This window comes from Hydrogenophaga sp. ZJX-1 (genome assembly GCF_048590325.1).
In the GTDB taxonomy this organism is placed as follows: domain Bacteria; phylum Pseudomonadota; class Gammaproteobacteria; order Burkholderiales; family Burkholderiaceae_C; genus Hydrogenophaga.
Genome location: NZ_JBMBRA010000001.1, coordinates 406122 through 417365 on the forward strand (window position 1 = coordinate 406122; position 11244 = coordinate 417365).

The 11244-nt window shown below is 66.5% G+C and carries 14 protein-coding genes; 7 read left to right on the plus strand and 7 right to left on the minus strand.

Annotation, left to right across the window (positions count from 1 at the left end):
* The first annotated feature begins 23 nt into the window (after nucleotides 1-23).
* The gene (locus tag ACN5W5_RS02035; protein ID WP_420046932.1) at nucleotides 24-737 is read left to right on the plus strand and encodes a YebC/PmpR family DNA-binding transcriptional regulator; all 714 of its coding nucleotides are present in this window, start codon (nucleotides 24-26) and stop codon (nucleotides 735-737) included.
* A gap of 90 nt (nucleotides 738-827) precedes the next feature.
* Here ACN5W5_RS02035 and ACN5W5_RS02040 read toward each other — a convergent pair whose 3' ends face one another.
* Nucleotides 828-1454 (minus strand): LysE family translocator, encoded by a 627-nt coding sequence (locus ACN5W5_RS02040; protein WP_420046933.1) that lies wholly within the window; start codon nucleotides 1452-1454, stop codon nucleotides 828-830.
* A 105-nt stretch (nucleotides 1455-1559) separates the two neighbouring features.
* On the opposite strand from ACN5W5_RS02040, the gene ACN5W5_RS02045 reads away from it, so the two are divergent.
* A complete protein-coding gene (locus ACN5W5_RS02045) occupies nucleotides 1560-2015 on the plus strand; it encodes an Lrp/AsnC family transcriptional regulator (RefSeq protein ID WP_420046934.1) in 456 nt (151 codons plus the stop codon).
* On the opposite strand, the gene ACN5W5_RS02050 is transcribed toward ACN5W5_RS02045, so the two are convergent.
* Entirely contained in the window at nucleotides 2012-2863 is an 852-nt protein-coding gene (locus ACN5W5_RS02050) for a DUF3047 domain-containing protein (protein ID WP_420046935.1), read from the minus strand. The two genes, ACN5W5_RS02045 and ACN5W5_RS02050, sit on opposite strands and share 4 nt — an antisense overlap.
* 159 nt (nucleotides 2864-3022) lie before the next feature.
* Nucleotides 3023-3520, minus strand: coding sequence for a flagellar basal body protein (locus ACN5W5_RS02055; protein ID WP_420046936.1), 498 nt, complete (start codon nucleotides 3518-3520; stop codon nucleotides 3023-3025).
* 70 nt (nucleotides 3521-3590) lie between these two features.
* Between ACN5W5_RS02055 and ACN5W5_RS02060 the strand changes: the two genes are divergently transcribed.
* The 3 genes from ACN5W5_RS02060 (at nucleotide 3591) to ACN5W5_RS02070 (ending at nucleotide 5578) form a co-directional block, all read left to right on the plus strand.
* Nucleotides 3591-3971: a VOC family protein gene (locus ACN5W5_RS02060; protein WP_420046937.1), complete on the plus strand. Its 381-nt coding sequence runs from the start codon at nucleotides 3591-3593 to the stop codon at nucleotides 3969-3971.
* A gap of 118 nt (nucleotides 3972-4089) precedes the next feature.
* The gene (locus ACN5W5_RS02065) at nucleotides 4090-4935 is read left to right on the plus strand and encodes a hypothetical protein (protein ID WP_420046938.1); all 846 of its coding nucleotides are present in this window, start codon (nucleotides 4090-4092) and stop codon (nucleotides 4933-4935) included.
* Nucleotides 4936-5314: 379 nt separating this feature from the next.
* Nucleotides 5315-5578, plus strand: coding sequence for a hypothetical protein (locus ACN5W5_RS02070; protein WP_420046939.1), 264 nt, complete (start codon nucleotides 5315-5317; stop codon nucleotides 5576-5578).
* A gap of 148 nt (nucleotides 5579-5726) precedes the next feature.
* On the opposite strand, the gene ACN5W5_RS02075 is transcribed toward ACN5W5_RS02070, so the two are convergent.
* The 4 genes from ACN5W5_RS02075 to ACN5W5_RS02090 all read right to left on the minus strand — a co-directional run bounded on the left by ACN5W5_RS02075 (nucleotide 5727) and on the right by ACN5W5_RS02090 (nucleotide 8742).
* Nucleotides 5727-6593: a DMT family transporter gene (locus ACN5W5_RS02075; protein ID WP_420046940.1), complete on the minus strand. Its 867-nt coding sequence runs from the start codon at nucleotides 6591-6593 to the stop codon at nucleotides 5727-5729.
* A 14-nt stretch (nucleotides 6594-6607) separates the two neighbouring features.
* Nucleotides 6608-7441 (minus strand): shikimate dehydrogenase family protein, encoded by an 834-nt coding sequence (locus ACN5W5_RS02080; protein ID WP_420047425.1) that lies wholly within the window; start codon nucleotides 7439-7441, stop codon nucleotides 6608-6610.
* A 144-nt stretch (nucleotides 7442-7585) separates the two neighbouring features.
* The gene (aroQ, locus tag ACN5W5_RS02085) at nucleotides 7586-8062 is read right to left on the minus strand and encodes a type II 3-dehydroquinate dehydratase (RefSeq protein ID WP_420046941.1); all 477 of its coding nucleotides are present in this window, start codon (nucleotides 8060-8062) and stop codon (nucleotides 7586-7588) included.
* Between the two features lie 17 nt (nucleotides 8063-8079).
* Nucleotides 8080-8742: a TetR/AcrR family transcriptional regulator gene (locus ACN5W5_RS02090; protein ID WP_420046942.1), complete on the minus strand. Its 663-nt coding sequence runs from the start codon at nucleotides 8740-8742 to the stop codon at nucleotides 8080-8082.
* A gap of 269 nt (nucleotides 8743-9011) precedes the next feature.
* Here ACN5W5_RS02090 and ACN5W5_RS02095 point away from each other — a divergent pair, with 269 nt between their 5' ends.
* Together ACN5W5_RS02095 and ACN5W5_RS02100 are read left to right on the plus strand one after the other, a co-directional pair.
* Nucleotides 9012-9944: a porin gene (locus ACN5W5_RS02095; RefSeq protein WP_420046943.1), complete on the plus strand. Its 933-nt coding sequence runs from the start codon at nucleotides 9012-9014 to the stop codon at nucleotides 9942-9944.
* A gap of 183 nt (nucleotides 9945-10127) precedes the next feature.
* Nucleotides 10128-11189 carry a DnaJ domain-containing protein gene (locus ACN5W5_RS02100; protein ID WP_420046944.1) on the plus strand — a complete coding sequence of 354 codons (1062 nt, stop codon included), beginning with the start codon at nucleotides 10128-10130 and terminating at the stop codon, nucleotides 11187-11189.
* Nucleotides 11190-11244: the final 55 nt, after the last annotated feature.

The window sequence follows — 11244 nt, forward strand, 5'->3', positions numbered from 1 at the left end:
GCACACAACACAAGGAACTCCCCATGGGCGCGCAGTGGAAAGCAAAACACAAGGATCTGGCCGCCAACGCCAAAGGCCGCCTCTTCGGCAAACTCGCCAAGGACATCATGATCGCCGCGCGCCACGGGGCCGACCCGGCGGCCAACGCGCGGCTGCGCCTGGTGGTGGAGCAGGCACGCAAGGTCTCCATGCCCAAGGACACGCTGGACCGTGCCATCAAGAAGGGCGCCGGCCTCACGGGTGAGTCGGTGCACTTCGAACACGTGATCTACGAAGGCTTCGCGCCGCACCGCGTGCCGGTGATGGTCGAATGCCTGACCGACAACGTGAACCGCGCCGCTTCCGACATGCGCGTGCTGTTCCGCAAGGGCCAGCTCGGCACCAGCGGCTCGGTGTCCTGGGACTTCGACCACGTCGGCATCATCGAAGCCGAACCCGCCGCCGCTGGCGCCGACGCCGAGATGGCCGCCATCGAAGCCGGTGCGCAGGACTTCGAGCCTGCCGACGAAGAGGGCGTCACGGTCTTCCTGACCGACCCCACCGACCTCGACCTCGTGAGCCGCGCGCTGCCCGCACAAGGCTTCACCGTGCTGTCGACCAAGCTGGGCTACAAGCCCAAGAACCCCATCGACCCGGCCAGCCTGAGCGCCGAAGCGCTGGAAGAAGTGGAGGCCTTCCTGGCCGCGCTGGACGACAACGAAGATGTGCAGAACGTCTTCGCCGGTCTGGGCGGCTGAAACGAAACACCCCCGCAGCGCTGCGCGCTACCCCCAAGGGGGCGGCACCGTTTCATGCGTCGGGGTGGCGCTCCGGCGACATGACGCGTTTTACCGGGCCACCAGTGAAGCCCACTGCCACAACGCAAACCCCGCCAGCAGCCCGGCCGAGCCGCGGTTGATGTGGCCGCGCCAGGCCGGCGTGAAGCGACTGCGCTGGTGCGCGATCAGCGCCGTGAGCAGCAGCCACCAGGCGGCCGAACCCGCCAGCACACCGGCCACCATCCACAACGGCGAAGGCGCCGTCTGCAGGCTGCCGCCGAGCGAGCCGAACACCGCGATGAAGGACACGATGGTCGCCGGGTTGGCCAGGGTCAGCAGGAAGGTGCCTGCCGCCAGCCCGAGCAGGTTGCGCGCGTCGCGCGCCGGCGCCACCGCGTCGGTCACGGGCGCGCGCCAGGTGCGCCAGGCCAGCACCAGCAAGATCGCGCCACCGCCCAGTGCCAGCGGCGTTTTGGCCTCGATCAGGGCATGGATCAGCCAGCTCACACCAAACGCCCCGATCGCACCGTACAAAGCGTCGGCCACGGCCGCGCCCATGCCGGTGGCCAGCCCGGCGGCCAGGCCGCGCTCCAGCGTGCGCTGCATGGTCAGCAGACCGATGGGGCCGACCGGCGCGGCGATGAGCAGGCCGATCAGGGCGGCCTTGAAGAAGACGGTGAGCGATGTGGCATCCATGCCCCGATGCTAAAGCGGTGATCTGATAGGGAGAATCAAGAAAATTAGGCCGAGTGACCATTCTTCGATAGATTCTTAGGCTTTACTGGCAACAGGGAGCAGATCATGGAAGTGGACGACAAGGCCTGGCGGTTGCTGTCCGCCTTGCAGACCGATGGCCGTGCCTCGCTCAAGGAACTGGCCGCGGCGGTCGGGCTGTCGGTCCCGGCCACGCTGGAGCGGTTGCGGCGCCTGCAGGAGGCGGGCGTGGTGCGCGGTGTGCACGCCGACATCGACCCCGCCAAGGTGGGCTACGGCGTGCGCGCCATCGTCGGCATCAACGTGCCGCAACCGGGCAAGAAGGCGCTGATCGACAAGCTGCGCGCCTCGGCGCGGGTGCTGGAGTGCCACCACGTCAGCGGCGAGGACTCGTATGTGTTGCAGGTCGTGGCCTTGGACCTGCCCGATCTGGAGCGCTTTCTCGGCGACATCAACGGCTACGGCGAGACCCGCACCTCCATCGTGTTCTCGACACCGATCCCGCGCCGCGGCGTGGTCCGGCCGACGGATGTCGGCTCCTAGGGTGTCGCGGTCGACAGCGTCAGGTCCATCGGCCCGTACCAGGCGGTGACCGAATCGCCCGAGTTGTTGGTGTCGCTCATCAGGCCCAGACCGACCAGCGGGCCCGGGGCTTCGCCGAACGCCCGACGGAAATCGGCTTCGATGTCGCGGTCAAAGTCCACCCACTGGTTGAGCCGGTCCGGCCCGGACTCGACCACGATCTGGCGGATGCGGTCGGTGTAGGGGTTGGGGATCACGGTGCCCGCGGGGTAGCGGCTGTCCCAGACGTACATGATCGACGCGAACGGCAAGGGCTTGCCCGCGATCAGGCTGGACAGCTCGGACACCAGGTGGTCGCGCGCGCGCCAGTGCGTGCTGCGGTCGCCCTCGAAGCTCAGGATCATGCGCACCACGGCGTCGTCTTCACCCTTCTCGCCCAGGTCGAACTTCGGGTTCAGCGCCGGCACGAACCACGAAAACCGGATGCGCTTGGGCAAGGCACCGGGCGGCGGGTTCAGGGGCAGGCTCAGCGTGCTGTTGGCGCCATCGGCCCGGGCCATCACGGCGGGTCGGCCGGCGTGTTCGGTCGCGCTGTAGCGCGTCGGCCGGCGGCTGGCGTAGGTCTGGTGTTCCCAGTGCGTGCCGGGCACCAGGCCCTCGATCCGGTTCCGGTTCTGCCAGTCGGTGCCATCGAGCACCACCGGCGGCACCGGGGCACGGCGGCTGCTTTCTTCCGGCTCGTCGGCCTCGGCCTCGGCGACATCCGTGGATGTCGGTGCCGGCGCGGCGCAGGCGGCGAGCAGGGCGCACAGCAGCAGTGGCGTGCAACGGGACCTGAGCAACGAGGGGCGGGAAATGGATGAAAGCATGGTGATCGGCGGTCTGGGCCCGGCCGGGCGCCTGGGCAAAAAAACGGACTTATTGTGCCGCGCCGCAGCTTGAGCAAGGTTTGCAGGACGGGTGCACTTGCCTTCGGTTACGACCGTCGTCGACTGTTACGCCGAGGCGCTGCCGCCCTGAGCGCGCGTTCAGGCTTTGGCGTCCAGCAGCGCGCCCAGCACGCGGTCCTGCGTTTCGACCGTGCGCAGGTTGGCGGCAAAGCTGTAGACGCTCATGCGCTGCGCGACCATGTCTTCGGCCAGATGGCCGAAGACATGGTCGCCCGCCGAAGCGGTCCCGGACGCGCGCCCGGTCTGCGCGTCCACACCGCCCAGGCCGGGCTGGGCCGTCTGCGTCACGACCTGGCGCTGGAAACCCGGCGTCAGCGCGTTGGCCACGTTGTGCGCGCTCGTGTCCAGCCGCTGCTGCGCGGCGCGCATGCCGCTCAGGCCGATGGCGGCGGCTGAAGAACCAGAGAGGGCAGAGAGGGACATGGTGGGTGGGCAACGCGGGTCGGTGAACGGGGCTTCAACGGCTTGTATCGGCAGCGCGCGGGAGGCCTTGAGCGTGAGGAAGCCGGCTGCCGACCGGTGGTGCCAGAGCGGGGCAGGGCACTGGCGTTCGGGTGACGGCAGGTCTATGCTCATAGGCTGGCTGACGATGCCCCGGATCGCCATTCAGGAGCGGGAGCAGCCAGGTCTCGTGAAAGGAGTGCATATGCTCAGCAACGCTTCTGTGACCACGATGCTGCCCGTGAAAGACATGGCCCGAGCCCGGGCGTTCTACGAACGCTGCCTCGGGTTGACGCCAGGCGACTTCCGGCCCGATGGGAAGTTCGAATATACGGTCGGTGGCGCCACGCTCGCTTTGTTCCCCAAGCCCGAGGGGACCAAGGCCGAACACACGGCCATCAGCTTCCGGGTGCCCGACATCGCCGCGAGCATCGCCGAACTGAAGCAGGCCGGCGTGGTTTTCGAAGACTACGACCTGCCCGACTTCAAGACCGTGAACCACGTCTGCGTGCTCGGTTCGGAGAAGGCGGCCTGGTTCAAGGACACCGAGGGCAACTTCCTCTGCCTGCACGAGGACCTGGCCTAGGTCGTCGCGTCGTCACGAACCGGAGGCGGTGCTGCGCCATCCCTCCGAGCAGGGAGTGCGGCCGCAAAAGAGGGCCGCAGAATGGCGGCACCGTTTCCGCATCCGAAAGGAGCACGGCATGGACCGCACGCAGCCCGGCCTGATGAACAACCAGCCGCCGCCCGCCGATGCGCAGGCGCTGTGGCGGCACTTCTCTGAAACCTATTTTTCCCTGAGGTTCGGGCTGGCGGTGCTGGCTTTCGCCTTCCCCGCGTTCCTCTACCTCTGGGGGCGCTTCGTTCACGACCTGCCGCTGCAGCCCTCGATGAGCGCGTACTTCTTCGCCGCCCGTGCGTCGGCCGAAACCGGGGCCGCGCAGTGTGCCGAATTCCCGATGCGCACTTTTTTCGTCGGCGGGCTGTGCGCCATCGCGGCAGGGCTGCATCTGTACAAGGGGCTCACGCGGCGCGAGAACACGCTGCTGAACGCCGCGGCCATCTGTGCGCTGTTGGTCGCTGTCTATCCGGAGCGCATCACCGGGAAGGACCTCGGCGACGACGACCGTGTCATGCAGCTGGTCAAGGACTGCCCCGCCGTGCTGGAGTGGGCCGGGCGGCAACCCGATCTGCCGATCCACTTCGTGGCAGCGGCCGCGCTCTTCGTCCTGCTCGGCGTCGTCGCCTGGCAATGCGCCTGCCATTCGCTGAGCTACCTGCCTGCCGACCAGAAGCACCGGGAGCCGATGTTCAGGCGCGCCTACCGCGGGCTGGCCGCGCTGATGTTCCTGGGGCCGGCGTCCGGCTTCGTTCTGGCGGCACTGCTGGACCGCGGCGGCAGTGTCGTGTTCTTCGTGGAAATGGCGGGCATCTGGACCTTCGGTGCCTACTGGGCGCTCAAGACCTGGGAGTTGTCACTGTCCAAGCTCGAAAAGGACCCCGGCGCGGCCGTGCGCCATGCGGCGCCTGATTCGCCCGACTCTCGGTAGGGCCGGAGCGCTGAGTGTTCGCCGCTTGGCGGATCCCCCAGTGGGATGTTGTGGGCAGACTGGGGACCATCGCGGCGGGCAGAAGTCGGCCACCACGTGCCGCTCGCTAAAGTCAGCTTAAGGGAAGGCCGATGACTCGAATCACAGACTGACACCCCGTCTGTATTTCGCACCTGCAATTGGCCCCATCACGGGCGACTACGGCATCGCTCGTGGTTGCGGGCTTATTGCTCGGTCATCGGCCGATACGGGCGCGGATCTGAACGCAGCGCGCTGGACATCAGCGAACGATGAGCGTATACCTCAAACAGGCGCTAGCTTGGCCGCGGCGCTATCGGTGAAACAGTGTTTGTTTTCCGAAACGCTAAAGGAGACTTCGATGCCCACCATCGTCGCCCACCACAAGGTCAAGGATCAGAAGCACTGGCTGGCCTCGCCCAAGCGCAAGGAGTTCTTCGGACTGATCGGCGTAACGAACATCCGCACCTTCATCAACCCGACGGATCCGACCTCCGTGGCGTTGATGATGGACGTTCCGGACATGGAGAAGTTTGGCGCCGCGATGCAGTCAAAGGACGCGGCCGATGCGATGTCCTATGACGGCGTGCTGCCCGAGACCTTGGTGGTGTGCATCGAAGCCTAGACGAGCGCTGCCGACCCGGCGATCCGTCCTTGCGGCGGTGGCTGGGTCATGGTCAATGCGGCTAACCCGTAGAGCCGACGTTGACCGTCCGCTCTACGGGGATTCACATGGGCAGCGTCGACTTCCGGTTTGGGTCGGTCTCTGTCCTTCACCCCTGCCGGACCCGCACCCCCAGCGCTCCGCACACCGCGATCAGCGCCACGCCCACCACGGTCCACACATCGGGGGCGTAGCCGAACACGATCCAGCCCGCCAGGGTGGCGAAGCCGATCTGGGCGTACATGTAGGGCGTGAGGCGCGAGGCCGGGGCGCGGTGGTAGGCCTGGATCATGACGTAGTGGCCGAGCGAGCCGAACACGCCCATGAGTGCCACCAGGGCCCAGAGCTGCCAGGTGGCCATGGGTGCCCACGACCAGGGCAGCGCCAGCGTGCCGAACACCAGGCCGGTGAGCCCGGTGTAGAAGTGCATGGTGCCTGGGTCTTCGGTCTTCACCATCTTGCTGGTGACGATCTGGTAGAGCGCGTTGATGAGCACGAGCGCCAGCGGCAGCAGCATGGCGCCCTGGAAGTCGCTGCCCTTGGGCCGGATCACGATGAGCGCGCCGGCGAAGCCGCCCGCGATGAGCCACCAGGTGAGTGCGGGCACGCGTTCGCGCAGCAGCGGCGCGGCCAGCACGGTGATGGCGAGTGGCACGAGCATGAGGATGGCGGTGAAGTCGCCCACCGGCACGAAGCGCAGGCTCATGTAGGCCACGGTGCCCGATGTCACCATGAGCGCACCGCGCAGCAGCTGCCAGCCGGGCGCGGTGGTGTGGAACAGGGCCTTGCCCTGGCTGGGCCAGAGCAGCGCCACGGTCATGCCGGTCTGCACCAGGAAGCGCAGCCAGATGGCCATGAGCACGGGCACGACGCCGCCGACAAACTGGGAAGTGGTGTCGAGCAGGGCGAAACAGAGCGTGGCGGCGATCGCCAGCGCGATGCCCAGGGCCGGGCGGGGATACAGGGGTTGGGGCAAAAGGGCGCCGGGGATCAATAGCTGAGGCGGGCCACCGAGCGCAGGACTTCGGGCGTGGTGGTGGTGAAGCCGAAGTATTCCAGATACGCGGGAATCATCTCGAAGAGCATGTCGGAACCCACTTGTACCCGACAGCCTCTGGCCTGGGCGGCGCTGAGGAAGGCGGTCATTTCGGTGCGCATCACGACCTCGCCGACGAAGGTGCTGGCGTCCAGGCGCGACACGTCCAGCGGCAGGGGGTCGCCTTCGTTCATGCCCATGGGCGTGGCGTTGACCACGAGGTCGAAGCCGGCCGGATCGTTGCTGCCGGTCTTCACGTCGATGGCCGGGTAGTTGTCGCGGATGCGCTGGCCCAGGGCCTCGGCCGACGCGGTGTTGACGTCGAACAAGGTGATGGCGGCAATGCCCGCACCGGCCAGCGAAGCGGCGATGGCGCAGCCCACGCCGCCGCTGCCGACCACCAGCACGCGCGCGCCGGCGAGTTGAAGGCCTTTGCGTTGAACGCCGCGCACGAAGCCGGCGCCGTCGAACTGGTCGCCCACCAGGCGGCCATCGGGCAGTCGCTTGACCGCGTTGCAGGCGCCGGCCACTTTCACGGTGGGGGTGACGTCGTCGAGCAGGCCGACCGTGACCACCTTGTGCGGCATGGTGATGAGCGCGCCGCGGATGTTGGTCAGCGTGAACACGCTTTTGAGAAAGGCCGGGTAGTCGGCCGGCTGGCAACCCATGGGGACCACGATGGCGTTCACGCCCACGTGTTCAAAGTAGGGGTTGTAGATCATCGGCGACTTGAAGCTGTGCGTCGGGTAGCCGATGTGGGCGATGAGTTCGGTGTTGCCGTTGATCATGGGGTCGCGCTGGGTGGTGGAAGGCAGTGCGCCACTGTAGGTCGGGTTCGCGCTTTGAGAGCGCATCGAGCGGTTGTGGGAGTTCGATCAACGCGCAAATTCGTTCGTTGATCGAACGCATTCCGGGTAAACCCGGAAGGGCGGTCAGGGCTTCTGGGTGGCGGCCGAGTTCACGAACTTGCGCACCAGACCGTCCATGGCGATCAGGTAGCCGTCGACGCCGAAGCCGATCACGATGCCGGCCGCCGCGGGCGACACCCACGAGTGGTGGCGGAAGGCTTCGCGGGCGTGCACGTTGGAGATGTGGCACTCGATCACGGGCAGCGGGTCCACGCCCTTGATGGCGTCGTGCAGGGCGATGGAGGTGTGGGTGAGGGCGCCGGGGTTGATCACCACACCCAGGGCCTGGCCTTCCTTGAAAAGGCGACCGTATTCGTGGATCTTGTCGACCAGCGCGCCTTCCCAGTTGCTCTGCAGGCATTCCACTTCGTAGCCGATCTTCTCGCCGTGGGCCTTGCAGAAGGCTTCGACGTCGGGCAGGGTGGTGTAGCCATACTGCGCCGGCTCGCGCGTTCCCAGCAGATTGAGGTTGGGGCCGTTGAGGATGAGGATTTTTTTCATGGTGTGCAGGTGTCCGGTCAGTGGCGCACGAAGCGCAGGATGGTTTCGATCACGTTGGCGCGGCGCTGTGCGGCCACCTCAGGGTTGGTGAAGTCGCGCTTGAAGATCAGGCCAAAGGTGTGTCGGTTGGACACGTTGTAGAAGGTGAGCGCCGAGATCGATGCGTGGATGTCGATGGGGTCCAGGCCCGGGCGAAAGACACCGCTGACCACGCCACGTTCATACAGGCGGCGGATCGAGGCGATCGCCGGTACGTTGAGCTGCTGGATGCTGGTGCTTTGCGCCAGGTATTGGCCGCGCTGGATGTTTTCTGACATCACCAGCCGGATGTAGCGCTCGTGGCTGGCGTGGTGGTCGAACGTGAATTCCACCAGCTGGCGCAAGGCGGCCTCGGGCTCCAGGTCGTCCAGCTGCAGTTGGCCTTCGATCTCGCGCATGCCCCGGTAGGCCTCTTCCAGGACCGCCAGGTACAGGCCTTCCTTGCTCCCGAAGTAGTAATAGATCATGCGCTTGCTGGTCTGCGTGGCGGCGGCGATCTCGTCGATGCGCGCGCCAGCCAGACCCTTTTCAGCGAATTCCGCGATGGCCACTTCGAGGATGTTGGTCATGGTCCGCGCCGGGTCGTTGGTGCGACCGGTGGGCGTGGCGGTGGGAACGGCAGAAGGTACTGACTGGTTCATTTCGCCAGTATAGGCGCCCCTGCAGCCGGGTTCGAGCGCCTGCGCCCGTCCCGCCAAGGCCTTCAATCCGGAGTTACCCTTGAAATGTACGAACCGTTACGTTCGTGCAACGCCGGTGCAAAAAATATGTGAATTAACTTGTTCGTTACTTTTATCGTTGATGTAATCCACAGGCTTCTGAAACGGAGCTCCCATCGCGAAACAGGACACGGGGCGTGTTCCGCTTCGCCGACGAGGACCATTCTTAAAACCTCTCCGGAGACCACGACATGAAAAAACAACTGCTTGTTCTCGCTGCCGCCGCCGCATGTGGCACCGCTTTCGCCCAATCATCGGTGACCTTGTACGGCATCCTCGACGTCAGCGTGGGCAAAATCACCGACGGCAAGTTCGGCATGAACGGCGGCAAGAGCGCCACCTCGCCAGCCCAGAGCTACCACACGCCCACCCGCATCGGCTTCCGCGGCACGGAAGACCTGGGCGGCGGCCTGAAGGCCAACTTCAACCTGGAAAGCGGTGGCCTGAGCCTGGTCGATGGCGGTCCCAGCCTGAACTTCTCGCGCGAAGCCTGGGTCGGCCTGTCCGGCAACTTCGGTTCCACGCGTTTTGGCCGCACCTCGTCCTTCGGCACGCAGGGCCACGCCCGCTTTGACCTGAACGGCATCTCCACCTCTTCGGCCATGGACAACGCCGGCATCAGCCCGGTGACCTGGTACGGTTCGTCGCGCCGTTCGGCCCAGCTGCAGTACGTCACCCCCAACTTCTCCGGCTTTGACGCCGGCGTGAGCCTGGTGCTGGCGGGCAACAACGAAGACCAGCGCAGCGTGCAGGTGCGTGCCAACTACGGCAACGGCCCGCTGGCCGTGGGCTATGTGGCCGAGACCAAGCGCGTCGAGGGCAACCGCACGGCACAGGCGGTGGCGGGCTCGTACGACCTTGGCGTGGTCAAGGTGGTGGGCGGCTACGTGGTGCGTGAGACCGAAGCCGCCGGCAAGGGCGCCTACGTGGGCGCTGTCGCCCCGGTCGGTGCGGTGACCAAGGTCGGCTTCCAGCACGCCCGAAACACCGAGACCGAAGTCAACGCCACCGAGCTGTTCGCCAACTACGCGCTGTCCAAGCGCACCTCGGTCTACGTCGATTTCGTCAAGCGCAACGGCGACGACCGCAAGTCCTACGGCGTCGGCCTGCTGCACACGTTCTGATCGATGGGCCGCGCAAGCGGCCTGTGTTTCCAAGGTTTGAGCCGCCAGTTCACCGCTGGCGGTTTTTTTTCGCCTGTCGGAGCCGGTCGGTATGGGGCGGATTGCCTGCGGGTTGAACCGGGTGCCGGTACCATCGGGACTTCGTTTTCTCCATGTGTCCAGTCAGGACAAACCCCAGACGCCATGCAACAAGCCACCGCCCGCGACACCGCATCGGCTTTCCGGAAAAAACCGGTCGAATTCGCGCCCGTCGCCTGGAGCGGGCGCCTCAATCCGGACGACCTTTCGCGCCCCGGTGGCCTGCTGATCGCGGCGCTGTCGCAATGTGCGGACGAGCGGGACCTGTCGTTGAGCGAAATGGCCTCGGCCATGGGCGTGAGCTACTGGAGCCTGAGCCAGCTGCGCATCGGGTTCCGGCCCATCGAGTCGCTGGACCATGACGTGATCGAGGCCTGCGCGGCGTTTCTCGATCTGCCACGCCTGACGATCGAGATGCTTGCGGGGCTGCTGGACCCGGCCGACGCGCTGGCCTGTGACGACCTGACCGGGGAGGACATCCTGCACGCCTGCCGGCTGCTCACCACCGAGCCCGGTGATCTGGAACTGCTGCCACCGCCCAACCGCCAGCGCCCGCTGCAGGCTTTTGCGGTGGACGAACTGGCCGCGATGCACCGCGAACATGGGGCCTACCCGGCGGTGTGCGAGGCCTTGCGGGCTGAACTGCGGCAGCGGCCGATGTCGAAAACCGAGCTGTTGCGCGCCGCGCTGGACGCCGGAGTTGCCGAGGCTGATGCAGAACCCGATCTGGCCGACGCGACCGACGCGACGCCGCCCCACGGCATCCTGCGCTGCAGCTGTTGCCAGAAGCGTCTGCGCATTCCGCACCTGCCCGAACCGGGCGAGATCCGTTGTCCCAGTTGCCAGACGGAATACGCCGTGCACTGGCAGGCGGCCATCTGCGTGGTGCAGCGGCTGGAAGCCGATGCCGCGCCCGACGACGAAACAGAGACCGATGCGGATACCGAAGCGCCAGAGGCGCCAGCTTCGGCACCGATGGACCCATGGGCGGTGCTGGGTCTGGCCCGGAACAGCTCCTGGGACGCGGTGGAGCGGGCGCGCCGCTCACTGCTGCAGCAGTACCACCCGGACCGGCTGGGCCATGTGTCGCCGCTGGTGCACAAGCTCGCTGAAGAAGCCTTCAAGCGCGTGGGCGATGCCTACGAAGCGCTCAAGGCGCAGCGCTGAGTCGCCGCCATCCAATCGGGCTGAGAGTGTCGAAGCCTTGCGCGGAGCAAGCGAC